Below are 23,771 nucleotides of genomic sequence, written 5' to 3' on the forward strand. Positions count from 1 at the left end.
GGTTTTTCTATATTCTGAAAGCACTTATATCTATTTTAGGCTAATTGGACCCTCATTATGACGGATGCAAATAAGCAGGCAGCGCTGGACTATCATGCGAAACCGATTCCTGGCAAGCTATCGGTGGAGTTAACCAAGCCCACCGCTACAGCCCGGGACTTGGCACTGGCATATAGCCCAGGCGTTGCTGAGCCGGTTCGCGAAATTGCCCGCGATCCTGAAAATGCTTACCGTTATACGGGCAAGGGTAATTTGGTCGCCGTTATTACCGATGGCAGTGCCATTTTAGGCTTGGGGAATCTTGGCCCGCTGGCCAGCAAGCCGGTGATGGAAGGCAAGGGCGTATTGTTCAAGTGCTTTGCCGGGATCAACTCGGTAGATGTTGAAGTAGACGCAGAAAGCCCGCAGGCGTTTATCGACACCGTTGCCCGCATTGCCGATACCTGGGGCGGCATTAACCTTGAAGATATCAAAGCGCCCGAGTGCTTTGAGATTGAAAAAGCGCTGGTTGAGCGCTGCAATATCCCCGTCTTCCACGATGACCAGCACGGCACGGCTATTGTAACGGCTGCGGGTATGCTGAACGCGTTGGAAATTGCTGGTAAAACGATAGATAGCGTGAAGATCGTTTGCATGGGGGCCGGTGCGGCAGCTATTGCCTGCATGCGCCTACTGGTTTCGTGTGGCGCCAAAAAAGAGAACCTGGTGATGCTGGATCGCCGTGGCGTTATCCATACCGGCCGTGAGGGTATCAATGAGTACAAGGCAGAGTTTGCGCTGGATACTGACATGCGCACGCTGGATGACGCTATCGACGGCGCCGATGTGTTTATTGGACTTTCTGGCCCGGGCTTGCTGTCGGCTGAGCAGGTTAAAAAGATGGCCGCTGACCCGGTGATTTTCGCCTGCACCAACCCGGACCCGGAAATTCATCCTGACGTTGCCCGTGAAGCGCGCCCGGATGTGATTATGGCGACCGGCCGTTCAGACTTCCCAAACCAGGTAAACAACGTGTTGGGCTTCCCGTTTATTTTCCGTGGGGCGTTGGATGTGCGCGCTACACGGATTAACGAAGCCATGAAGCTTGCCGCTGTGCATGCGCTTAAGGATCTGGCCCGCGAGCCGGTTCCCGAGGAAGTGTTGAATGCCTATGAGCGTACGGAAATGAGCTTTGGTCGTGAGTACATTATCCCCACGCCAGTCGATATTCGCTTGCTGGAGCGCGTTTCTTCCGCGGTGGCTCAGGCGGCAGTAGATTCAGGCGTAGCGCGCAAACCGTACCCGGCTCACTACCCGCTCAAAACGATCGATGAGGCTTATGGCCAGTGATGTTTCGGGTGTTGTTTAATACGCCGGTTTAATCGCTTCTTTCAACGCCCGCACTTGCTGCGGGCGTTGTGCTTTTGAGGAGCGACGTCTAAAGGCTTTTGTACGAAGCTTAGCGAATCGGCGCGTCATGCATGCGTGTCAGCCCTTCCTGTGCGGTAGAGGCAATCAAGCGGCCATCACGGCGATAGATATGACCGCGTGCCAAGCCTCGCGAGTTGCCTGCCCAGGGGGAATCTATGACGTATAAAAGCCACTCATCCAGCCGTGCGTCCTCATGAAGCCATAGCGCGTGGTCAAGGCTTGCGATACGCAGCTTCGGGTCAGTGAACTGAATGCCATGGGGCAGTAAGCTGGTGGTCAGCAGATTGAAATCAGAGGCGTAGGAGAGCAAGTGCCGGTGCAGGGCGGGGGCATCGGGCAGCGTGCCTGCAAAGCGGAACCATAAACACTGCCCGGCCGGGTCGCCGCCATCCGGATTGCCTTTAATATGCAAAAACTCGATAGGGTGGCCCGGAAAGCGTGAGTGCTTGGCGGCGCCGCTCTCAATCAAGGCTTCCGGCGACTCGACTTGAGGCATGGCGCGCTGGTGATGAAAACCTTCTTCAGGGCTGTGAAACGACGCGCTACAGAAGAAGATCGGTCGGCCTTTTTGAATCGCCGTAACGCGGCGCGTGGTAAAGCTCCCGCCATCGCGTACGTTATCCACCTGATAGACCACTGGGCGGTGCGGGTCGCCAGGGCGAAGAAAGTAACCGTGTTGAGAGTGTGGGTGACGCTCAGCGGGTACTGTACGTGAGGCCGCCGCGAGCGCTTGACCAAGCACCTGTCCACCATAAAGCTGAGGAAAGCCCAGGTCCTGGCTTTGCCCTCGAAAGAGCGTCTCTTCGAGGACTTCAAGCTCAAGCAGGTTTACTAACGTATTCAGCGCGTCGGTCATTCCAGGTATCCTTGGTGCTATCTATTGTTGCCCATAGTGGCGGACATCACATACGGCGAGGCCGCCGTTGCTACCATCATTTTGCTACCTTAGCGGAGTTTGCCTTGATACGCAGCGATGAATTTTACATGCACCGTGCCCTTGAACAGGCACATTTGGCGGCTGAGGCGGGTGAAGTGCCGGTAGGGGCCGTCGTGGTGAATAGCGAAGGAGAGATTCTTGCCGCTGCCCACAATGCGCCGGTGCTGAGCTGTGACCCTAGCGGCCATGCGGAAATTCGTGCCCTGCGTGAAGCCGGGCAGCAGAGTGCCAATTACCGGCTGGAAGGGTGTACGCTGTATGTCACGCTGGAGCCGTGCATGATGTGCGCGGGCGCCATTGTGCATGCACGCCTAAAGCGTTTGGTTTATGGCGCTGCTGAGCCTCGTACCGGTATGGTGGAATCCAAGGCTAACCTGCTGGCCCAGCCGTGGTTTAATCACCATGTGGAGGTGACGGCGGGCGTGCTGGCGCCATCGGCCAGCAAGTTGTTAAAAGCGTTTTTTGCGGCAAGGCGCTAGCGTGTTTTATAGCTCTCTGGCGTGTCAAGAAACCGCGGGATAAACGTCACCTGGTGGCCACGCACAATGACTTGCAGAGCAAAGGCTTGGAGTGCGTTAACGTGGCTATATAACGGTGGTGATATGACCGCGTAGTGGCTCATGCCCCCGCCTCAACCTGCGTAAGCGTCGCGTGCTTTAACGCCACCAGGTCCGCGCTGCCGGTACAAAAACAGGCAACGCGCAGCTGCTCAATGAGCGTTTGAAAGTGCTCGATAACGGCATCGCTTGAGGTGGTGGCACTGCCCAGCACCGCCGCTGCCTGACCTACCAGATGAGCGCCTAAACAGAGTGCTTTAGCCGCATCAATACCGCTGGCCACCCCGCCTGAAGCGATCAGCGGCATACCGGGCAGTGCCTGGCGCAAATCGTGCAGTGCTTGTGAGGTGGGGATTCCCCAGTCGGCGAAGGCCATGGCGATGGCACGCGCTTGTGGCGTGCTGGCGCGCTCACCCTCAACGGCCGCCCAACTGGTGCCACCCGCGCCCGCAACGTCCAGCATCGCCACGCCCGCTTCGGCAAGTTGACGACCCACAGAAACAGACAGCCCAGCCCCCACTTCCTTGACCACCACCGGCACGTCCAGTGCGGCAACGGTGCGCTCAATGGCGGTGAGTATGCCACGCCAGTCGCGATCTCCACCGGTTTGCAGCGCTTCCTGTAGCGGGTTGATATGAATAATTAGTGCGTTAGCTTCGATCATATCGACCGCGCGGCGGGCATAATCAAGCCCGCGTTCGCCTTTAATTTGGGCGGCTCCCAGGTTGGCCAGCAGTGGGATGTCCGGGGCAATTTGGCGCAGTTCGCTCGTGAGGCCCCAGTTGGCTTCGCCTTCAATGGCTACGCGTTGTGAACCCACGCCCATGGCAAGGCCCAGCGTTTGAGCGGCCTCTGCCAAGTGCCGGTTGATATCCTTGGCCCGACTCGCCCCGCCGGTCATTGAGCTGATGAGGATGGGCGCTTTTAGAGGTTGTCCGAATAGGTAGGTCCCCAGATCAATATCATCCAGGTTTAATTCCGGCAGCGCACAATGCTCAAAGCGCCAGTGTTCAAAGCCTGGACGAAGGGTACTAGCGGCCTGGTTTGGGTGTAGCACGATATCCAGATGGTCGTTCTTACGCTGCGTCAGTTCGGTGTCTTTCATCGTCACTCCCTTCAACCTGAACCTGGCGGAAGCCGCCTGCCAAGTAGGAAACAGTACGTGGTCGGTTAGCTGATGGCTGTGCATGCCTTCCGGCGAAGTCATTAATGGTTTTCGATGTAACCAACTCTTATCTATCTAACCCGTTTCTATTGGTCTAAGGTCTAACCAAACATGGCCAACTGCTTATCCAACCAGGTTGGCATAAAGTGCTGAGGTGCAATGCCCTGGTCGCAGACGCAGGATAAACGCTTGTAATCGCCAGTACGTTTTTACCTGCTATTTGAAAAGCGTAATCCAAACGCCAGAAATTTTCTTTAACCACGAAGGGCAACGTGGAATCGAGCGGGAGGGCTCTGTAGCGAGGCTATTGATTCAACGGCGGAATTAACTCAAATGGCAGTAGGAGAGAATCGCTGGTTGCGGTTTGACCTAACTGGAAAAATTGCTGACGGCTGTGCTCAACGTACTCCAGCATCTCGTAGTAGCGCCGGATATTGCGCACATAAATGACCGGCTCACCGCCACGCGCATAGCCGTGGCGCGTTTGGCTATGCCACTCCTGTTGCTGTAACAGGGGAAGCGCCTCGCGAACATCTTGCCAGCGGTTGGGGTCCCCACCGAGCTCTTGGGTAATTTTACGTGCATCGTAAAGGTGGCCAAGGCCAACATTGTAGGCCGCCATGGCCATATAAAGACGATCATCTCCGGTAATGCTTTCAGGCAGGCGGTCTTTCAGGCTGCGCAGGTAGCGGGCGCCCCCATCAATGCTTTGCGCCGCGTCTCGGCGGTTATCCACACCCATTTCGCTGGCGGTAGGGTGGGTGAGCATCATAACGCCTCGCACGCCGGTGGGGGACACCGCTTCCGCGTCCCAGTGGGATTCCTGATAACCCACTGCCGCCAGCAGTTTCCAGTCAAATCCTGTGTCACGTGCTGCCTGCTTAAACAGGTCGGTAAACTGGGGTAGGCGCGCATCCAGATGCGTCAAAAAGGTGCGCGTACCCACGTACTCCAAATAGTCGTCATGGCCAAAGTAGCGGTTAACCAGGTGGTCGAGCGTGCCATTTTCTTGAAGGGTTTGCAGGAAGTCATTGGCGGCTTCAAGCAGCCCTAAACCGCGGCCGCGAGGAAGCGCCCATACCATGGAAAGCGGGTCGCCCATTAAAAAGCCGCGCTCTACATTGGGGAAAAAGAGTCGGTTAAGCCGGAACTGATGATCAAAAATAACCGCTGCGTCGAGTACGCCGCTCTCGACCTGGACAAGCAGTTCATCGACATCCAATGCGTGAGACTCTTTCCAGCTTAAGTCAGCGTAGTCGCGCTGCAACTCGCGCAGCGCTTCGCTGGTACCTGCCTGGCTTAGCGTGCCAATCTCAAGGCCTACCAGGTCGCTGGGTGCCTTTATGCCGTGTAAACCGCGCCGGTACACCAGCAGTGGTTGCATTTGAATGATGGGGCGGGTGTAGTGCACATCGGATGCGTCAGGGAGTAGCGGCAGGGCGGCAGCGCCAAAATCGCCTTGTTCACGCACGGCCGACAATACGCTTTCAGGGTGATGTTTGGCGTTGAGGTTGAGGCTTACTCCCAAATACTCGGCAAACTGATGCATCAGCTCGTACTCAAACCCAGTGGGTCCCTGGCGGCCCTCGTAGTAAGTCGTGGGCGTGTTGCGCGTCTGAGCCGTGATAAAATCTTTTGCCTGGATATGCGTTAAATGCTCGCCAGGTGGTACCTTGGGCAAGGTGGGCGCAAGTATCAATAAGATAATGATAATAAAGGTTAAATAGAGGCGAATGTGCGCTAAAAAATGGGCATGGATCAATGTCGGCATAAGGTCTTGTCGGGATGAAACAAGCAGCCACAATACCCAGCCATCGTCATGCTGTCACCTTGTTGATTTCGTGTGGCCGCCGCTTTCCAGTATCATAGGGCCCAATGAGTGTCATTTAAGGGGCCGCTTGGCGGCCTGCTATTTCCCTGCACGAATTCTCCCTGCTCTAGAGGCTTCAGGATATGCTCGAATTGCGAGGCGCGCCCGCCCTTTCTACCTTCCGTCATACACGGTTGCTAACGGTGCTGCGTGAACGTGTTCCCGAGGTGGAGGCGCTGTCTGCCCACTATGTTCATTTGATTGACCACCGTGAAGAACTCAGTGATGCCTCTCACGAGCGTTTGGCGCAACTGTTGGATTACGGCACCCCCACCCATGCCGAGATACCTGCCGACGCTCAACGTTTTCTGGTCGTACCGCGGTTAGGCACCCAGTCGCCCTGGTCATCCAAAGCGACGGATATTGCGCATAACTGTGGGCTGTCGGGCATTCGCCGGATAGAGCGTGGTGTTGATTATCGGGTAGGGTTTAGCCGTGCGCCCAGCGAAGAGAGCCTGGCTGCGCTGATGGCGCTGTTGCACGACCGAATGACCGAAACCGTGCTTAATGATGCGGCTGAAGCGGCGGCGCTATTTGCTCACCACGACCCGGCACCGCTGGGTAGCGTGGACATTTTAAACAGCGGGCGCGAGGCGCTGGTAACCGCTAACCGTGAATTGGGCCTGGCGCTTGCCGATGACGAAGTCGACTACCTGGTCGATGCCTTTAACGAGCTTCAGCGCAACCCCACCGACATTGAGCTAATGATGTTCGCCCAGGCGAACTCTGAGCACTGCCGGCATAAAATCTTCAACGCGGATTGGGTCATTGACGGCGAGCCGCAGACCCATTCGCTGTTCAAGATGATCAAGAACACCTTTGCAACCTCCCCTGAAAATGTCTTGTCGGCCTATAGCGATAACGCTGCGGTTATCAAAGGCAGCCAGGCGGGGCGTTTTTATCCCACGCCGCTGACCGGTGCTGAGGGAGAGCGTGCGCTGTACGGAACGCATCAGGAGCCGATTCATATTCTGATGAAGGTGGAAACCCATAACCATCCGACAGCGATTGCGCCGTTCCCTGGTGCGGCGACAGGCTCGGGTGGTGAGATTCGCGATGAAGGCGCCACCGGTATCGGCGGCAAGCCGAAAGCGGGCCTTTCCGGTTTTACCGTTTCCAACCTGCGTATCCCCGAGTTTGTACAGCCTTGGGAAGCGTTTGATTATGGCAAGCCCGAGCGCATGCAGTCCGCCCTTGCCATCATGCTGGAAGGCCCGATTGGTGGCGCGGCGTTTAATAACGAGTTTGGCCGCCCGAACCTTACCGGTTACTTCCGTACCTATGAGCAGGACACCCTCAACGAGGGCGGTATTGAGCGTCGCGGTTTCCACAAGCCGATCATGCTGGCGGGTGGTTACGGTAATATTCGCGCACAGCATATTCAAAAGGGCGATATTCCTGTCGGCGGTAAGCTGATTGTGATGGGTGGCCCTGCGATGTTGATCGGCTTGGGCGGCGGCGCGGCCTCAAGCATGTCTTCTGGCACCTCAAGCGCTGACCTGGACTTTGCTTCGGTACAGCGTGAAAACCCGGAAATCGAGCGACGCGCTCAGGAAGTGATTGACCGCTGCTGGGCAATGGGAGACAAAAACCCGATCTGCTTTATCCACGATGTGGGGGCGGGTGGTCTTTCCAACGCGCTGCCGGAGCTTGTTAAAGATGGCAACCGGGGTGGGCTGTTCGATTTACGGGCGGTGCCTAATGCTGAGCCGGGTATGAGCCCGCTTGAAATCTGGTGTAACGAAGCGCAGGAACGCTACGTGCTGGCCGTTGCGGCTGAAGACCTGGCAACGTTTGATGCGCTGTGTAAGCGCGAGCGTTGCCCCTATGCGGTGGTGGGGGAAGCGCAGGCTGACCACCATCTTGAAGTGCGCGATGGCCACTTCAACAGCAAGCCGATTGACCTGCCCATGAGCGTGCTGTTCGGTAAAGCGCCGAAAATGCAGCGCAGCTTTGAGCGCCATGCGCCAGAGCTTTCCGGTGTAATGCTGGATAATCTCGACCTGCGTGAGGCGCTTGATCGCGTCCTACGCCTGCCCGCCGTGGCCTCCAAAAGCTTCTTGATTACCATTGGCGACCGCTCTATTACAGGCCAGGTGGCGCGTGACCAAATGGTCGGCCCTTGGCAGGTGCCGGTTGCGGATGTAGCGGTCACAACGGCCAGCTATGACACCCATGCCGGTGAAGCGATGGCGATGGGGGAGCGTCCGCCGGTTGCCTTGATTGACCCCGCCGCCAGCGCACGCCTGGCGGTTGCCGAGGCGATTACGAATCTCGCGGCAGCGCCCATTGCCAAGCTAAGCGATATCAAGCTTTCTGCTAACTGGATGAGCGCCGCTGATCACCCTGGCGAAAACCAGGCGCTTTATGATGCGGTTCATGCGGTGGGGATGGAGCTTTGCCCGGCGTTAGGTATTGCGGTGCCGGTCGGCAAAGACTCCATGTCGATGCGTACCTCCTGGCAGGATGTGAGTGACCAAGGGGATAGCGAAGAGAAAAGCGTTACATCACCGCTGTCGGTAGTGATTACCGGCTTCGCGCCTGTTACTGATGCGATGGCAACCCTGACGCCACAGATCAACCTGGATCAAGACGAGTCGGATCTTATTCTGATCGACCTGGGGAGCGGTCAAAATCGCTTGGGCGGCTCTGCGCTGGCGCAGGTATATGGTCAGGTAGGCGATACCTGCCCGGATGTCGACGACCCAGAAGATATCAAAGCCTTCTTTGAGGTGATTCAGGGGCTTAATCGTGACGGTAAGCTGCTGGCGTACCATGACCGTAGCGATGGCGGCTTGTTGGTCACGCTGTTGGAAATGGCCTTTGCGGCGCACACCGGCCTTGAGATCAAACTCGACTGGATGATTGACGAGCCCGTTGAAGCGCTTAATGCGCTGTTCTCGGAAGAGCTTGGCGCGGTGATTCAGGTCAACCGCGAGCACACCGAAGAGGTGTTGGCGCAGTTTGCAGTCGCGGGTATTGAAACCTGTGGCGTCATCGCCCGGCCGCGTTACGACGACCAGGTGCGCGTAACCCTGTTTGAAGAGCCGCTGCTGGAAACCACGCGCCAACTGACACAGCGTACCTGGTCTGAAACCAGCTATCGCCTGCAGGCACTGCGTGATAATCCCGAGTGCGCTAAAAACGAGTTCGACAACCTGCTCGATACGCGTGACCCTGGCCTCTCGGCGACGCCCACGTTTGATATTAATGAGGATGTCAGCGCGCCGTTTATCAATATGGCCAAGCCCGCTGTTGCGGTACTGCGTGAGCAGGGCGTTAATGGCCAGGTCGAGATGGGCTGGGCATTTGATAAAGCCGGCTTTGAAGCGATTGATGTTCACATGAGTGACATTCTGGAAGGCCGTGTTGCGCTTGATGAGTTCAAAGGGCTCGTTGCCTGTGGCGGTTTCTCTTACGGCGATGTGTTAGGCGCGGGTGGTGGCTGGGCGAAATCCGTGCTGTTTAACGAGCGCGCACGCGATCAGTTTGTCGCCTTCTTTACCCGCGAAGACAGCTTCTCGCTGGGCGTGTGTAACGGATGCCAGATGCTTTCGCAGTTGAAGTCGTTGATCCCGGGGGCTGAAAACTGGCCAGGCTTTGTGCGTAACGAGTCCGAGCAGTTTGAGGCGCGGGTAGCCATGCTGCGCGTTGAAAAAACGCCCTCGGTTCTACTGGCCGGCATGGAAGGCTCCCTGCTGCCTATTGCGGTGGCCCATGGGGAAGGGCGTGCTGAGTTCCGCGATGCCGCGCACCTGCGTAGCATGCAATCCAGCAATCAGATTGCGCTTCGCTACATTGATAACTATGGGCAGGTGACCACGCGCTATCCGGCTAACCCTAACGGTTCGCCGTCAGGTATTACCGGGTTAACCACCTCTGATGGCCGCGTCACGATCATGATGCCTCATCCGGAGCGCGTTACCCGCGCGGTCACCAACTCCTGGCGTCCGGCAGAGTGGACAGAAGATGGTGCCTGGCTGCGCATGTTCCGCAACGCGCGTGTTTGGGTCGGTTAATACCGCACACCGTTAAGCCATACGTAACACATAACGGCGGCCCTTGGGCCGCCGTTATGGCTAACGCTGTTCCTGGTTTCTCTTGTCCGCTTGAGCCAGCAAAGTAATTTTCTGGCTGTTGGAGTTATATGCCGCCACCTGCTTTACGCCCTTACCAAACGGACGCGGTGAAACGTGTTGTTACGCATTTTCGTGCGTCCAGCGAACCCGCGGTGGTGGTATTACCTACGGGAAGCGGGAAGTCGTTGGTGATTGCCGAACTGGCCCGCTTGGCGAGAGGTCGCGTATTGGTATTGGCGCATGTACGCGAGCTGGTGGAGCAGAATCACGCCAAGTATCAGGCCTATGGGCTTAAAGCCGATATCTTCAGCGCGGGTTTAAAGCGCAAGGAGGCGTCGCGCCAGGTCGTGTTTGGCTCGGTGCAGTCGGTAGTGCGTAATCTGGAGGCGTTCAATGACGAAGGCTTCACTCTGCTGGTCATTGATGAGTGCCACCGGGTGTCGCTTGATAAAGACGCAAGCTACCGCCAGGTGATTGATCACCTGCGGGCACAAAACGCGCATTTGAAAGTGTTAGGGCTGACCGCGACGCCTTACCGGCTAGGCCAAGGGTTTATCTACCATCGTCATTACTACGGCATGGTGCGCGGCAGTGACGCAAGCTTTTTTCGTGACTGTGTGTTCGAACAGCCGCTGCGCTTGATGGTAAAACAAGGCTATCTTGCCGAACCCAAACGCCTGGATATGGCGATTGAAGGGTATGATTTTTCCATGCTGGCGCCTGCAGAAAACGGCCATTACCGTGAAGTCGAGCTAAATCGCGTCGTGGCAGGCAACCGCGCCACCCCCATGATTATCAGCCAGATTGTTGAGCGCGCCACTGAGCGGCATGGAGTGATGATATTTGCGGCAACTGTCGCCCACGCTGAAGAGATCATGGGGTATTTGCCTGCCGACCAGGCAGCGCTGATTACCGGAGCGACCCCGTCGGCAGAGCGTACTGAGCTGATTAATGCGTTTAAGGCGCGTGAGCTTAAATACCTGGTGAATGTCTCGGTACTGACGACCGGCTTTGATGCGCCCCATGTGGATTTGATTGCGATGCTTCGGCCTACGGAGTCAGTCAGCCTTTACCAGCAGATTGCGGGCCGAGGGCTTCGGCTCTCACCGGGTAAGCAGGATTGCCTTATTTTGGATTACGCGGGCAACCCCTGGGACCTTTACGCACCAGAAGTGGGCGAGCCAAAACCGCCGGGCGACAATGAGCCGGTGCAGGTTGAATGCCCGGCCTGCGGCCACGCTAATCTGTTTTGGGGCAAGCGCGACGGCGAACTGGTCATTGAGCATTTTGGGCGTCGCTGCCAAGGGCTGCTTGACGATGATAAAGGCAAGCGCCACCAGTGTGATTTTCGCTTTCGCTTCAAGGTGTGCGATAGCTGTGGCGCTGAAAATGATATTGCGGCGCGTCGCTGTCACGGTTGCGAACAGCTGCTGGTGGATGCGGATGACAAGCTTAAAGATGCACTCAAATTAAAAGATGCCCGTGTATTACGGGTAAGTGGCATGCAATTGGATGCAACCCTTAATGGCCGTGGCCTGCCGCGTCTGAAAGTGACCTATTACGATGAGGATGGCACAACACTCTCTGAGTGGTTTGCCCTGGAAACCCCCGCCCAGCGCCGCGCCTTTTATGCCGCCTTTTTGCGTCGGCATTTGCGCGCTCCGAGCACGCCCTGGCAACCCCTCAAGCCAGAGGACGTTATTAGCGAGCAGCGCCGCTTGCGCCATCCGGATTTTGTGGTTGGGCGCAAGGTGGGCCGACATTTCCAGATTCGCGACAAGCTCTTCGACTACGAAGGACGCTATCGTAAAGCTGCCGAAGCAGGCTAACGCACCGTGCGCCAGGCGCAACGTCAGGTGCTGACTTTGTTACACTGCCTTCTAATGCCCACTGACCAAGAGATACCGACTGAGTGAGCGACACACAAAACGCCACCGCTGATCCTGAACGCATGGCGACGTTGGCACAAGAGCCCGTCGTCGAAGCGCTTGGGCGGCTGTTCGATGAGCCGATTACTCAACTGCCGGAGGATTTGTATATTCCTCCCGAGGCGCTGCGCGTTTTTCTGGAAACCTTTGAAGGACCGCTGGATCTCTTACTTTACCTTATTCGTCGGCAAAATTTAGATATCTTGACGATCAACGTGGCCGCGATTACCCATCAGTACATTGAGTACGTAGAGCTGATGCAGGCGATGGAAATCGAGCTTGCCGGTGAGTACTTGCTGATGGCCGCGATGTTGGCGGAAATTAAATCGCGCTCGCTACTGCCTCGGCCGCCCAAAGCGGAGGGCGAAGATGAAGAGGACCCTCGGGCAGAGCTGATTCGTCGCCTGCAAGAGTACGAGCGTTTAAAAGCCGCTGCTGAAACGCTGGATACGTTGCCTCGTGTAGGGCGGGATTGGTTTAGCGTGCAGGCGGGTTTACCCCCGCTTGAGTCGCGGGTGATTCACCCGGATGTAGAGCTTGATGAACTGCTGAGTGCGCTTTCCGATATCCTTAAACGTGCCGAATTAACCCAGTCCCATCAGATTAGCCGTGAGGTACTGTCTACCCGCGAGCGTATGCTCAAGATCATGGAGCAGCTCAGCGAAGACAGCGCGCACCAACGCTACACGCCTTTTGAAGCCCTGTTTATCCTGGAAGAGGGGCGGGCAGGCGTGGTCGTCACCTTTATGGCTATTTTGGAGCTAGCGAAGGAGGCAATGATCGAAATTGTCCAGAACGCACCGCTTTCTCCTATCCATGTTCGAGCGCGCAGCGGCGCGATAGTCGATGAAGAAGAAGCCGTTTTTGAAGCGCTTGCTTTAGAGGAAACAGACGGCGCCTTTGAAGAGCCTGCCTTTGAGCCTGATGAGGAGGCACCGTGAAGGACACGACCTTAGACAACATTATAGAAGCCGCGCTGCTCGCCGCAGGCGAACCGTTAGATGTCGAGCGGCTCGAAACCCTGTTTATCGACGATGAGTGCCCGCCGAGACGAGAGTTGCGTGACGCGTTAGCGCGCCTTGCTCTGCGCCATAAAGAGGGTGCGTTAGAGTTGGTAGAAACCGCATCAGGGTTTCAACTGCGTATTCAGCCACGCCTTGCGCATTGGGTATCACGCCTCTGGGACGAACGCCCCCAGCGCTATTCGCGTGCGCTGCTTGAAACGCTGTCGTTGATTGCCTATCGGCAGCCCGTTACCCGTGGTGATATCGAAGAAGTACGCGGGGTCAGCGTGAGCAGTTCGATCATGCGCACCTTAATGGAGCGTGGATGGGTTCGTGTGGTTGGTCACCGCGATGTGCCCGGACGGCCCGCCGTCTATGCCACTACACGAAGCTTTCTGGACGATTTTGGCCTGAAAACACTGGATGCACTTCCCCCCATGCATGAATTGGTTAATTGGGAGGAAAGAGAAGAGGCTGAGTTACCGGTTTCACAAGAGGCTCTCCTTGAAGAGGAGAGTGAGGAATCAAGGCCCAAAGAAACACTGGACGAAGCGCCAGAAAGCGTGCAGGATGCGCCACCCAAGACGGCTGAGAGAGCCGACGACCACGCCGAGACGGCGTTAACCCAGCCGCTAAGTTTTGCTGATTTAGAAGCTCGACTTGCGGCACGTGCGCAGCGCCCACATGATGACAGCGCACGCACGCAGACCAATGATATGAGGTCAGACGATCATGACTCAGAGTAACCACACCCCTCCCGTTAGTGAAAAACTCCAGAAAGTGCTTGCACGAGCGGGACTGGGTTCGCGGCGCGAAATGGAAACCGCTATTTCTGATGGCCGAGTAAAGGTCAACAGCCAGGTCGCCAAGCTGGGTGACCGCGTTGAAATGCGCGATAAAGTAAGTTTCGATGACCGCCCCGTTACACTGCGACCCGAGAACGAAGCGCCGCGTCGCGTCATCATGTACAACAAGCCAGAAGGCGAGCTGTGCACGCGTAAAGACCCGGAAGGCCGTCGTACCGTATTTGAGCGTTTGCCACGGCTAAAAGGCGAGCGCTGGATTGCCATTGGCCGACTGGATATCAATACCAGCGGTCTGCTGCTTTTCACGACCGATGGCGAGCTTGCCAACCGGTTAATGCACCCCTCAACCCAGGTTGAGCGTGAATACGCCGTGCGCGTAATGGGTGAAGTAAAGCGCGAACACATCGTAGCGATGGTGGATGGCGTTATGCTGGAAGATGGCCCTGCGCGCTTTACCGATGTGCAAGAGTTTGGTGGTGAAGGTATCAACACCTGGTTCCACGTCGTCATTCTTGAGGGACGTAACCGCGAGGTGCGCCGCCTGTGGGAGTCTCAAGAGCTTACGGTTAGCCGTCTGAAGCGTGTACGTTACGGCAACATATTTATTGATAAGCGTGCTAAAGCGGGAGAGTGGATCGAGCTTTCGCAAGACGAAGTCGATGATCTCGCCACGATCGCTAACCTTGAAACACGTAAGGTGCCTGAGCTGACGCCGGACGAGAAGAACCGTTGGAGTCGCGACAAAAATAAGCGTCGTCCGGTACAAACAATGCGCAAGCCTAAACGCCGCTGATTTTACACCTGCCCGAATCAGGGGGGCGGTTCGCACTGGCCAGCCATCAATCGCTTGATGGCTGGCTTTTAACTATCTGGGCACCTTAAAACGATTGTTGCTGTACCGGGCATGATCGTGGCGGAAGAGGCTCGCATGGGCCATAAAACCCGCTTTAATTAGACTGCGGGATCAAACGGCTAGCCTGGCTAACTCTGTGGGTGCAGTGCGGGAGAAAGTTAAAAACTTCTTGCCATGGCTGATCATGGTCTGTACTATATGCATCCGTTCGAAGGGGTCGTTAGCTCAGTTGGTAGAGCAGTTGACTTTTAATCAATTGGTCGTAGGTTCGAATCCTACACGACCCACCATCGAACAGCGCATCATTAGACATATCGCTATGTCAGCACAGTAAGCAAAAATTTGGGTCGTTAGCTCAGTTGGTAGAGCAGTTGACTTTTAATCAATTGGTCGTAGGTTCGAATCCTACACGACCCACCAAATTCAACGCCCTTGGTAGCTTGCTGCCAGGGGCGTTTTGCTGTGTGCCTGATGCGTACAGCCGCACAATATACCACTTGCAGAAGACAACAATTTGCCACCACAATTGCTTCATGCAATGTGATTAAGCAACGTTCATTAGAGAAAGCTGTTAAGAGAAAACAGCTTAGAGAAATAGTTAGTAGCGCAGTAGGCCACCGCGAGAGACGCAGCGGCCTGTTGCAATCGCGAGCGGCATGTGTGGATGACACAGGTCGCGACTAGTGTTTAACAGGGGGATTCCCTGTTCGTCACAGTGGTAGACACGATGACTATTATGACTTCTCAAGCTGAGCTTGATGCTCCGCTCCCTAGCCCGTATTGCCCTACTCGTATTCCCGCAGAAGACCAGGCGCGTGTTGAAGAGATAAAGCAACTGCTGCACACGCACAATGCCGTCTTGGTCGCGCACTACTACACCGATGACGCTATCCAACAGTTAGCGGAAGAAACCGGTGGCTGCGTGGCAGACTCCCTTGAAATGGCGCGCTTTGGCGCTCGGCATGACGCTACCACGCTGATTGTGGCAGGTGTGCGTTTTATGGGAGAAACGGCCAAAATCCTTTCGCCTGAAAAACGCGTATTGATGCCCACGCTGGAGGCAACCTGTTCGCTGGATATTGGCTGCCCGGTAGATGCGTTCAGCGCCTTTTGCGATGCGAACCCCGACCGAACCGTGGTGGTGTATGCCAATACATCAGCAGCTGTCAAAGCGCGTGCTGACTGGGTGGTGACGTCATCCATTGCCGTTGACGTGATTGAGCACCTGCAGGCAAAAGGTGAAAAAATCCTTTGGGCACCGGATAAGCATCTGGGGGGATATATTCAGAAAAAAACCGGCGCTGATATGCTGATGTGGGACGGCGCCTGTATTGTGCATGAAGAGTTCAAGGCGAAAGGTATTGAGGACTTAAAACGCCTTTATCCTGATGCGGCGGTGCTGGTGCATCCTGAATCGCCGGACGCGGTGGTCAACATGGCGGATGTGGCGGGGTCGACGTCCCAGTTAATCAAGGCCGCTCAAACATTGCCCAATAACCAGCTTATCGTGGCAACAGATCGCGGCATTTTCTTTAAGATGCAGCAAGCGGTGCCGGGCAAGACACTGTTTGAAGCGCCGACAGCCGGTAATGGCGCTACTTGCCGAAGCTGCGCACACTGCCCGTGGATGGCCATGAATGCACTTGATAATCTGGCGGATGCGCTGCGCTACGGCAGTGGGGAAATTCATGTTGATGAGTCGCTACGCCAGAAAGCGCTAAAGCCGCTTGAGCGTATGCTGAATTTCAACGCTAAATAGAACAGCTTCACGCTGTGATCAGTCCATCAGGCTCCTGGCCCTTCGCAGGTTAGGAGCTTGATGCGCGCCATTCATTTCAAAGCGTTACGTCGTTAAAAGTCATCCAGCGCTTTACGGTATTCAATAAAGGCTTCTCGGCGCTGTTCGATACGTGCAAGGGCTTGCTGGTCGTTCTCTTGCTCGGCCGCGTTGCGCGCCAGTGAGAGTTGCTGAATGCCTCGGTCAACTCGTCCTGTCAGCTGTAAATGCTCGGCGCGCGCCAAATGCCCCCAACCGTTGTGCCCGCTTCGCCCAGCGGCTTCGGCCAGCAGGTTAAAGCCAGGAGGGTATTCAGGGTTTTGCGCTGTTATGTTACGCAGGAGCTGATAAGCGGCTTCTGGGTCTCGCTGCAGCTGTGCCTCTGCCAAAATCAGTTGGGCGGGCAGATAAGATGGCATCAGCCTCAAAAGGCGCTGGCTTCGGGTAATGGCTTCATCATAGCGTTGGGCATCCAGCGCGACGCTTGCCGCAGACGCAGGCAGCATGCCGTAATCCGGTAGCTCAGTGGCCAGTTGATCGAGCATTTGTAAGGCTTGATCCGTTTGACCATTACGCGCAGTTATTAATGCCTCTAGATAGCGTCGTGCCGGCTCTTCTGCGTCATCCTGGGCAAGGCGGGAAGCGGCTTGTTGCGGGGAGTTTTGATAAATGCTCAATAGGGCGCGAGCGCGCATCATGTCGTAAAGCGTATTGCTGGTATAGGTGCTGGCCACACTGAGCTGCGAGGCACGCCCTTGTGCATCGCTTAAGCGGCTATCTGAAACTGGGTGGGTCAATAGAAACTCAGGCGGGTTGCCGCCTTGTAGTCGCGCCAAGCGTTGCATGGCAGAAAACATGCGGACCATGGCATGAGGGTCGTAGCCAGCATCGGCCATCGCCTGTAAGCCGATACGGTCAGCCTCTTGCTCAAAACGTCTTGAGTAGCTGAGCTGGTCCTGGATCAGGGCAGCCTGTGAGCCCATGGCGGCGGCAAGGCCCGCTTCGCCACCTCCGCTGGCCGCTACCAGCATGCCCGCTAGCATGGCCGCCATGGCAGGAAGTTGTGTCTGTTCTGCTCGCGCGCTACCTCGGGCGTAGTGACGCTGTGATAAGTGGCCAAGCTCATGAGCAATCACCGAGACAAAAGCACCTTCATCTTCAGCAAAGGCAAAAAGCCCGGAATTGATTCCCACCACGCCACCGGGAACGGCAAAGGCATTCAGTGATCGGTTATCGACCATCACCATCGTCGTTTGCAGGTCCCCCAATTGGCTGTATGGCAGCAGGCGCGCCACAAGGCTTTCCAGGTAATCGCTTACGATAGGGTCTTGCCATTGAGGCGCCTGGGCCCGGAACTGACGTAGCCATGCTCGGCCCAAACGGAACTCTTCACTGCTGGCTGATGACGAGGGACCGCCAAGCGTGGGCAGATGATAGTCATTAAGTGCGTAGCTTGGCGGGCTTGAGACGCTAATGCTGCAAGCAACAATTAGCGCGTAGAGCCCGCGGGGATAAGCAGTCCGTATGTGCGGCATGGCATCCTCATTGATAAGGGTAAAGCGCAGCGGTTACCGCTGTGACATTGATTGATGCTGTAAAGTGCCGTTAAATCAAGTGAACAGTGATCATCGCAACGTAAACAGTTTATGCAACAATGGCGAGATCATGCAGGCATTTTTAGGGAGCAGGTATGTCTGAATCATTCGTACGTTTTCATCCAGACGTGGTGCTTGATGCGTGTGGGCTGCCGTGTCCGATGCCGTTACTCAAGACTAAACAGGCGTTAGCCGGTTTGGCGGCTGGGCAGTTGCTTGAAGTGCGTGCCACTGATGCAGGCTCATGGCGCGATATAGCGTCGTTTACTGATCAAGGCAATCATGAGATGGCGGCGCGAGAGCAGCATGAAGGCACGTACTTTTTTTGGATACGTAAGGCGGGAGACGCACACTAATGACCATGCGTACTATTCTTAAAAGCTGGGTTGAACGCTATTTTTCTGATGAAGAAGCGCTCGTCTTATTGCTGGTGTTGGTGGCTGGCTTTACGGCCATTATCTTGTTTGGCCACATGCTGGCGCCGTTTTTTACCGCGCTGGTTCTGGCTTTTCTGCTGCAAGGGGTGGTGAGCGCTTTAACGCGAAGAGGGATGCCTCATCTTTTAGCCGTTACTCTTATTTTTCTAGCCTTTATCAGTGCTTTGCTAACCCTTGCGTTCATTTTAATGCCGCTGATTTGGAATCAGTTGGTAGGGTTTGTACATGAAACGCCGCGCATGTTTGCCAGCGGCCAGGGGTGGTTGGATGAGATGCAGGCGCGCTACCCAAACCTGGTTACGCCTGATCAAATGCAGAGCTGGATCGGTGTAGCAAGCCGTGAAATTAGCCAGTTAGGCCAGCGTGCGCTGACACTCTCATTGGCCTCTTTGGGTAATGTCATGTCGCTGATTATTTACCTCGTCCTTGTGCCCATTCTGGTCTTCTTTATGCTGAAGGACCGCGAGGCGCTGGTTGGGTTCGCGGTTTCGCTGTTGCCACAAAAGCGTGCGCTGTTAACGCGCATCTGGCAGGAAATGGATCATCAGATTGCGAACTATATTCGGGGCAAGTTCATCGAAATCATCATTGTGGGTACGGTAGCGTTTGGCACCTTTACCTTTTTTGGCTTGCCGTATACAGCGCTGCTGGCCGTTCTGGTGGGCTTTTCGGTGCTGGTGCCTTTTATCGGCGCTGCGGTGGCTACACTGCCGGTCATGGCGGTAGCAGGTTTTCATTTTGGATTAAGCGATCAGTTTATTTATGTGCTGGTTGCCTATGGCGTGATTCAGGCGCTGGATGGAAACGTTCTGTCACCAGTGCTGTTTTCTGAAACCAATAATATTCATCCCGTTTCCATTATTGTCGCGGTGCTTTTCTTTGGCGGTATTTGGGGCTTCTGGGGCGTGTTTTTCGCCATTCCGTTGGCCACGCTGCTAAAAGCGTTGGTCTACGCTTGGCCGCGGGGTGTTCGTGAGCAGGATGAGGAAGACGGTATTATCCAGACGGAGTCATAAGACCGTACAGCCGCTGCCCGGGTGTTAACAATGCCCTTGGCTTAACACGCTGAGTCTGTTGAAAAGTTAACGCCCGCTCGGTGACGACACCGGGCGGGCGTTTTTATTAACGACTCGCGTGTAGTGCTTCAGCGGCAGCCAGCACTTCCTCTACGTGGCCTGGCACTTTAACGCCACGCCATTCGTTGGCAAGGTTGCCTGCTGCATCTATTAAGAAAGTACTGCGCTCAATGCCAAGATGCTCCTTGCCGTACATTTTTTTAAGTTTGATAACATCAAATATCGTACAGACGGTTTCATCCTTGTCGGAAATGAGCGGGAAGTTAAAATCCTGCTTGGCTTTAAAATTTTCCTGGGCACGCAAACCGTCCCGAGACACCCCTAAAATAACCGTATTGGCGTTATCGAACGCTTTTTTATGGTCGCGGAAATCGCCGCCTTCGGTGGTGCAGCCGGGTGTGCTGGCCTTGGGATAAAAATAGATAACGACCTGTTTGCCACGTAGTTCCGACAGTGTGATTGTCGTATCGCCCGTCGCACTTGCAGAAAAATCGGGGACAAGTTGGCCTAATTCGATATGCATGCAGACTCCTAATCGTTGACGACTTATAGGGTGATTACACGCAACCTGAGGCAGCATGTCAAAGGCATGATAGGTGTGCATCACAAACTCACAGCGGTTTGCGCTGTACAGGCTCGAATCGCCTGAGTACCATTTACCCTCTGTAGGCCCAAACGGGCAGTCGCCATGATGCGTAAAAGAGTGGTTCGGCGCCTTGTCTGGATGTCCATGTTGGGCTTGGTCTCATAATTTTGTAGATGAGGAATAAACGGATGATCACAGGCAGCATCGTCGCCCTGGCGACGCCGATGAAAGTCAATGGCGACATCGACTGGGAGGCGCTTCGTCGTCTGGTGAACTTCCACCTTGATAACGGAACAGACGGCATCGTTGCCGCAGGCACCACTGGCGAGCCCACGACCATGACATTTGCAGAGCACTTTGACGTGATCCGCAGTGTGGTGGAGGAGGTCAATGGACGCATTCCGGTGATCGCCGGTACGGGTGCCAATGCGACGTCTGAAGCCGTTGAGCTTGCTCGGTACGCCAGTGAAGTAGGGGCTGATTACTGTTTGTCCGTTTGCCCCTATTATAATAAGCCGACTCAGGAAGGCTTGTACCAGCACTTTAAGGCGGTGGCAGAAGGCAGCAAACTACCGGTTATCATGTATAACGTGCCGGGGCGTACCTGCTCTGACCTGTACAATGAAACGGTTGTACGCTTGGCAGGCGTTGATAACATCATCGGTTTGAAAGATGCCACTGGAAACCTTGAGCGCGCAGAAGATCTAATTTCGCGCTTAAAGGGCAGTGATTTTATGCTGTATTCCGGTGATGACGCGACGGCCTGCGAGTTTATGCTGATGGGTGGGCATGGTGATATTTCGGTGACGGCGAACGTTGCCCCTAAGGCAATGCATGAGCTATGTGCGGCCGCTGTCGCTGGCGATGCAGATAAAGCGCATCAAATAAATACCCGTTTAATGCCGCTGCATACTAATCTGGGCATTGAATCCAATCCTATACCGGTCAAATGGGCGCTTAACCGGATGGGGTATATGGATGCAGGTATTCGTTTGCCACTGACATGGTTATCCGAGAAGTACCACGCCACTGTCAGTGAAGCGCTGCAGCTAGCGGGCGTGATTGAGGAGTAATGCTCTTTCATTACACCCAGCGCGATACCCTTTGTTACCGGGAGCACAGTGATGTGCTGCCGGTTAACTGATTTGTTGACTGTTAAGGTGGCTTGATGAGCTTTGTGCTTGAAAAACGTGCGCTTAAATGGATACCGCTGGCACTCGTAACGGCTGTCGCTCTGGCAGGTTGCGCGCGCGATGGTTATTACCACGACCGTAACCTGGATTACACAGAAGCCGCTCCGGCGCCCCCTCTGGTGCTGCCAGAGACCCGCAATGCGCAGCGCTATCAGGATGCACTGCCCGTTCCTCAAGCAGCCATGCAGGGTGCCCGCATCGAAGAAGCTGCGGAAATACGCGCTCCTCAGTCGTTATCGATTGGCAGTGGTCTAGAGCCTGAATACGTGGAACGCCGGGAAGCAGATAGCCAAAGCTGGCTAGTGGTGGCGGCCGATACGGGCGCCGTCTGGCCGCAGTTGGAATCCTTTGCGCGTAGCCGTCAACTAGGTGTGGAGCAAAGCGATGCGTCGCAGGGCGTTATCGTAACGTCGCAGGCCGATTTACGTCTGCAAAGTGCCATGCGTTCTGGCAGTAGTGAAGTGCGCTGTGAACGTGGTGGCCAGACCATGACGAGCTGCCTTGACGCGTTGGAAGAGTTTCTGGGGGCGCGTAGCGCGTCACAGAGCGTGGCTTCCTCCTGGAATGCCCAGCGCTTGAATACCCAGCAAACGCTACAGCTTCGTCAGCAGGGTGATGAGTGGGAAGCTGTCATTCCCCAGCCGATTGATCGTGTTTGGGCTGAACTCAATCACTATCTCGCGTTGGATTTCACCCTACAAGGTCAGCGTAATCTGCTCGCTACCAGCCCGGAGCGTCATGAATTTCTGGTGGAATACATGACCGAGACTGAGCGTGGTCGCAACCCGCTGCAAATTGTATTTAGTGCCGATGTGCGCAAGATGCCCCAGGAAATACGTATTGTGCTGCAGCCCGATGGCAATCAGACCATTTTACGCGCGGTGAATGCCAGTGAGCGTGAGTTTAATGCCGATGACCAGCGTGAGCTGTTAGAACGTGTTGCTGGCTATTTACGTTAATCTGTTTATTTGATCCCTTTCGGAGCTGTCATGGAAAAGCGCCAAGAACTTTATGCCGGTAAGGCAAAATCTGTATATCACACCGATGATCCGGATCTGCTGGTGCTGCAGTTTCGTGATGACACCAGCGCTTTTGATGGTAAGAAGAAAGAAGCGCTGGCCCGTAAAGGGATGGTCAATAACGTCTTCAACGCATTTATTATGGAGCGTTTGCAAGAGGCCGGTATCCCTACGCATTTTGAAAAACAACTCTCCGATACCGAGAGCCTTGTTAAGAAAATGCAGATGATTCCGGTCGAGTGCGTGGTACGCAACATCGCTGCGGGTGGGCTGGTAAAACGTCTGGGCGTTGAAGAAGGTGTTGCACTTACGCCGCCTACCTTTGAGCTGTTCTTGAAGAACGACGAAAAAGGCGACCCGATGATCAACGAGTCGTTGGCAGAAACCTTTGGTTGGGCAACGCCCGAGCAGCTGGCCAAGATGAAAACGCTGACCTTCAAGGTTAACCACGTGTTAAAGCAACTGTTTGCCGAAGGCGATATGCTGCTGGTGGACTACAAGCTTGAGTTTGGCGTGTTCAAAGGCGAAGTGGTGCTGGGCGATGAGTTCTCTCCGGATGGCTGCCGCCTGTGGGATGCCAATACCCGAGAGAAGCTGGATAAAGACCGCTTCCGCCAAGGCCTGGGCGGCGTGATCGAAGCCTACGAAGAAGTAGGTCGGCGTCTGGGAATCACCTTTCCTGCCTGATCGCCCGTACTAGCCAGTCATGATGTCGATAGCCACCACTTCTAACGTGGTGGCTTCGTCGTTGTGTAGGGCTCGAAACTTCACATCGACATCGCGCAGCCTAACGCCGTAGACACGCCCAGGCACCTCGCTTTGCTTGTAAGCGGGGCGTGGGTCTTGCCCAAGCACTTGCTCGATCAAGGCATACAAGCTTGCGCTATCAACGCGGCGTGCCAAGGTATCCAGCGCATCGTGGCTGAACGTGACGGGCAGCAACACGGGGGCTTGCGGTGCAAAACCGGCGACAGCTTCAGGGCGTGCTTCGGCCCAGGGCAGGTAGGGCTTGATATCGACCACCGGGGTGCCGCTCACCAAATCGCAGCCTTCGAGTCTTAAACGAACCCCTTGGTGTGTGTCGATACCGGCCAGCGTTACCAGCGAGAGGCCCAGCCGGTTAGGTCGATGGGTACTGCGGCTGGCAAATACGCCTACCTTGCGGTTGCCCCCAAGCCGTGGTGGGCGTACTAATGGCGTCCAACGCTCTGGGCTTTGATGAAAAATAAATGACACCCAAAGATGGCTAAAATCCTCCAGTCCACGCACCGTTAAGGGGTCGTTATAGGGTGCCGTTAGCACGAGACTGGCGTTGGCCGCCTGCGCCAGGCCCGGTTGGCGGGGGATGCCAAACTTGTCCGGGTAGTCGCTAACAACGTAACCGATAGGCGTCAGCGTAAAGGACGCACTTTCAGGGGCATTGTGCATGCTACTGCCTTATGCTGAGATAGGCGGCCAAGTATAAAGCAGGCTGACGTT

19 protein-coding genes and 2 tRNA genes are annotated in these 23,771 nt (G+C 55.5%); 15 read left to right on the top strand and 6 right to left on the bottom strand.

The features are described 5' to 3' along the window. Positions 1-57: 57 nt before the first annotated feature. Entirely contained in the window at positions 58-1,329 is a 1,272-nt protein-coding gene (locus FKN99_RS08120) for a malic enzyme-like NAD(P)-binding protein (protein WP_172117393.1), read from the top strand. A gap of 109 nt (positions 1,330-1,438) precedes the next feature. Here FKN99_RS08120 and FKN99_RS08125 read toward each other — a convergent pair whose 3' ends face one another. Further along, on the bottom strand, positions 1,439-2,266 hold the full coding sequence (locus tag FKN99_RS08125; RefSeq protein ID WP_172117394.1) for an acyl-CoA thioesterase: 828 nt from the start codon (positions 2,264-2,266) through the stop codon (positions 1,439-1,441). Between the two features lie 107 nt (positions 2,267-2,373). Between FKN99_RS08125 and tadA the strand changes: the two genes are divergently transcribed. Continuing rightward, the gene (gene tadA, locus FKN99_RS08130) at positions 2,374-2,826 is read left to right on the top strand and encodes a tRNA adenosine(34) deaminase TadA (protein WP_217883834.1); all 453 of its coding nucleotides are present in this window, start codon (positions 2,374-2,376) and stop codon (positions 2,824-2,826) included. A gap of 139 nt (positions 2,827-2,965) precedes the next feature. Here tadA and fni read toward each other — a convergent pair whose 3' ends face one another. Next, positions 2,966-4,111, bottom strand: coding sequence for a type 2 isopentenyl-diphosphate Delta-isomerase (fni, locus tag FKN99_RS08135; RefSeq protein WP_253927002.1), 1,146 nt, complete (start codon positions 4,109-4,111; stop codon positions 2,966-2,968). 262 nt (positions 4,112-4,373) lie between these two features. Then, positions 4,374-5,840, bottom strand: a complete 1,467-nt coding sequence (gene mltF, locus FKN99_RS08140; protein WP_172117395.1) for a membrane-bound lytic murein transglycosylase MltF — start codon at positions 5,838-5,840, stop codon at positions 4,374-4,376. Positions 5,841-6,022: 182 nt separating this feature from the next. Between mltF and purL the strand changes: the two genes are divergently transcribed. From purL to nadA, 8 genes are all read left to right on the top strand, one after another. After that, the gene (gene purL / locus FKN99_RS08145) at positions 6,023-9,958 is read left to right on the top strand and encodes a phosphoribosylformylglycinamidine synthase (RefSeq protein ID WP_172117396.1); all 3,936 of its coding nucleotides are present in this window, start codon (positions 6,023-6,025) and stop codon (positions 9,956-9,958) included. A 128-nt stretch (positions 9,959-10,086) separates the two neighbouring features. Continuing rightward, complete coding sequence (locus FKN99_RS08150) at positions 10,087-11,847, top strand: DEAD/DEAH box helicase (protein ID WP_172117397.1); 1,761 nt, start codon at positions 10,087-10,089, stop codon at positions 11,845-11,847. Positions 11,848-11,969: 122 nt separating this feature from the next. Further along, positions 11,970-12,887, top strand: a complete 918-nt coding sequence (locus FKN99_RS08155; RefSeq protein WP_172117567.1) for a segregation and condensation protein A — start codon at positions 11,970-11,972, stop codon at positions 12,885-12,887. Beyond that, positions 12,884-13,696 (top strand): SMC-Scp complex subunit ScpB, encoded by an 813-nt coding sequence (gene scpB / locus FKN99_RS08160; RefSeq protein WP_172117398.1) that lies wholly within the window; start codon positions 12,884-12,886, stop codon positions 13,694-13,696. Before FKN99_RS08155 ends, scpB begins: the two co-directional genes overlap by 4 nt. Next, positions 13,683-14,549, top strand: coding sequence for a 23S rRNA pseudouridine(2605) synthase RluB (gene rluB / locus FKN99_RS08165; RefSeq protein WP_172117399.1), 867 nt, complete (start codon positions 13,683-13,685; stop codon positions 14,547-14,549). The genes scpB and rluB overlap by 14 nt, the downstream gene beginning before the upstream one ends. A gap of 274 nt (positions 14,550-14,823) precedes the next feature. Then, a tRNA-Lys gene (locus FKN99_RS08170) sits at positions 14,824-14,899 on the top strand. A 54-nt stretch (positions 14,900-14,953) separates the two neighbouring features. Then, positions 14,954-15,029 (top strand) — tRNA-Lys (locus FKN99_RS08175). Between the two features lie 307 nt (positions 15,030-15,336). Continuing rightward, positions 15,337-16,368 (top strand): quinolinate synthase NadA, encoded by a 1,032-nt coding sequence (gene nadA, locus FKN99_RS08180; protein ID WP_172117400.1) that lies wholly within the window; start codon positions 15,337-15,339, stop codon positions 16,366-16,368. 92 nt (positions 16,369-16,460) lie between these two features. Here the strand turns inward: nadA and FKN99_RS08185 are convergent, their stop codons facing one another. Further along, positions 16,461-17,921 (bottom strand): M48 family metalloprotease, encoded by a 1,461-nt coding sequence (locus FKN99_RS08185; protein WP_172117401.1) that lies wholly within the window; start codon positions 17,919-17,921, stop codon positions 16,461-16,463. Between the two features lie 155 nt (positions 17,922-18,076). Here FKN99_RS08185 and FKN99_RS08190 point away from each other — a divergent pair, with 155 nt between their 5' ends. Together FKN99_RS08190 and FKN99_RS08195 are read left to right on the top strand one after the other, a co-directional pair. Further along, positions 18,077-18,337 carry a sulfurtransferase TusA family protein gene (locus FKN99_RS08190; RefSeq protein ID WP_172117402.1) on the top strand — a complete coding sequence of 87 codons (261 nt, stop codon included), beginning with the start codon at positions 18,077-18,079 and terminating at the stop codon, positions 18,335-18,337. Beyond that, positions 18,337-19,434 (top strand): AI-2E family transporter, encoded by a 1,098-nt coding sequence (locus FKN99_RS08195; RefSeq protein ID WP_172117403.1) that lies wholly within the window; start codon positions 18,337-18,339, stop codon positions 19,432-19,434. Before FKN99_RS08190 ends, FKN99_RS08195 begins: the two co-directional genes overlap by 1 nt. Positions 19,435-19,540: 106 nt before the next feature. Here the strand turns inward: FKN99_RS08195 and FKN99_RS08200 are convergent, their stop codons facing one another. After that, positions 19,541-20,017 (bottom strand): peroxiredoxin, encoded by a 477-nt coding sequence (locus FKN99_RS08200; protein WP_172117404.1) that lies wholly within the window; start codon positions 20,015-20,017, stop codon positions 19,541-19,543. Between the two features lie 251 nt (positions 20,018-20,268). Here FKN99_RS08200 and dapA point away from each other — a divergent pair, with 251 nt between their 5' ends. From dapA to purC, 3 genes are all read left to right on the top strand, one after another. After that, a complete protein-coding gene (gene dapA / locus FKN99_RS08205) occupies positions 20,269-21,153 on the top strand; it encodes a 4-hydroxy-tetrahydrodipicolinate synthase (RefSeq protein WP_172117405.1) in 885 nt (294 codons plus the stop codon). 95 nt (positions 21,154-21,248) lie between these two features. Further along, the gene (gene bamC / locus FKN99_RS08210) at positions 21,249-22,232 is read left to right on the top strand and encodes an outer membrane protein assembly factor BamC (RefSeq protein ID WP_172117406.1); all 984 of its coding nucleotides are present in this window, start codon (positions 21,249-21,251) and stop codon (positions 22,230-22,232) included. Between the two features lie 30 nt (positions 22,233-22,262). Further along, the gene (purC, locus tag FKN99_RS08215) at positions 22,263-22,979 is read left to right on the top strand and encodes a phosphoribosylaminoimidazolesuccinocarboxamide synthase (RefSeq protein WP_172117407.1); all 717 of its coding nucleotides are present in this window, start codon (positions 22,263-22,265) and stop codon (positions 22,977-22,979) included. 9 nt (positions 22,980-22,988) lie between these two features. Here purC and tsaA read toward each other — a convergent pair whose 3' ends face one another. Beyond that, positions 22,989-23,720, bottom strand: a complete 732-nt coding sequence (tsaA, locus tag FKN99_RS08220; RefSeq protein WP_172117408.1) for a tRNA (N6-threonylcarbamoyladenosine(37)-N6)-methyltransferase TrmO — start codon at positions 23,718-23,720, stop codon at positions 22,989-22,991. Positions 23,721-23,771 lie beyond the last annotated feature (51 nt).

It is taken from the genome of Halomonas hibernica (assembly GCF_013183775.1).
Lineage (GTDB): Bacteria > Pseudomonadota > Gammaproteobacteria > Pseudomonadales > Halomonadaceae > Vreelandella > Vreelandella citrativorans.

Excerpts from the sequence above, each read along its gene's own strand:
- FKN99_RS08120 (WP_172117393.1), top strand. The coding sequence starts at position 58 with ATGACGGATGCAAATAAGCAGGCAGCGCTGGACTATCATGCGAAACCG.
- FKN99_RS08125 (WP_172117394.1), bottom strand. The coding sequence starts at position 2,266 with ATGACCGACGCGCTGAATACGTTAGTAAACCTGCTTGAGCTTGAAGTC.
- fni (WP_253927002.1), bottom strand. The coding sequence starts at position 4,111 with ATGACTTCGCCGGAAGGCATGCACAGCCATCAGCTAACCGACCACGTA.
- mltF (WP_172117395.1), bottom strand. The coding sequence starts at position 5,840 with ATGCCGACATTGATCCATGCCCATTTTTTAGCGCACATTCGCCTCTAT.
- purL (WP_172117396.1), top strand. The coding sequence starts at position 6,023 with ATGCTCGAATTGCGAGGCGCGCCCGCCCTTTCTACCTTCCGTCATACA.
- FKN99_RS08150 (WP_172117397.1), top strand. The coding sequence starts at position 10,087 with ATGCCGCCACCTGCTTTACGCCCTTACCAAACGGACGCGGTGAAACGT.
- FKN99_RS08155 (WP_172117567.1), top strand. The coding sequence starts at position 11,970 with ATGGCGACGTTGGCACAAGAGCCCGTCGTCGAAGCGCTTGGGCGGCTG.
- rluB (WP_172117399.1), top strand. The coding sequence starts at position 13,683 with ATGACTCAGAGTAACCACACCCCTCCCGTTAGTGAAAAACTCCAGAAA.
- nadA (WP_172117400.1), top strand. The coding sequence starts at position 15,337 with ATGACTATTATGACTTCTCAAGCTGAGCTTGATGCTCCGCTCCCTAGC.
- FKN99_RS08185 (WP_172117401.1), bottom strand. The coding sequence starts at position 17,921 with ATGCCGCACATACGGACTGCTTATCCCCGCGGGCTCTACGCGCTAATT.
- FKN99_RS08190 (WP_172117402.1), top strand. The coding sequence starts at position 18,077 with ATGTCTGAATCATTCGTACGTTTTCATCCAGACGTGGTGCTTGATGCG.
- FKN99_RS08195 (WP_172117403.1), top strand. The coding sequence starts at position 18,337 with ATGACCATGCGTACTATTCTTAAAAGCTGGGTTGAACGCTATTTTTCT.
- FKN99_RS08200 (WP_172117404.1), bottom strand. The coding sequence starts at position 20,017 with ATGCATATCGAATTAGGCCAACTTGTCCCCGATTTTTCTGCAAGTGCG.
- dapA (WP_172117405.1), top strand. The coding sequence starts at position 20,269 with ATGATCACAGGCAGCATCGTCGCCCTGGCGACGCCGATGAAAGTCAAT.
- bamC (WP_172117406.1), top strand. The coding sequence starts at position 21,249 with ATGAGCTTTGTGCTTGAAAAACGTGCGCTTAAATGGATACCGCTGGCA.
- purC (WP_172117407.1), top strand. The coding sequence starts at position 22,263 with ATGGAAAAGCGCCAAGAACTTTATGCCGGTAAGGCAAAATCTGTATAT.
- tsaA (WP_172117408.1), bottom strand. The coding sequence starts at position 23,720 with ATGCACAATGCCCCTGAAAGTGCGTCCTTTACGCTGACGCCTATCGGT.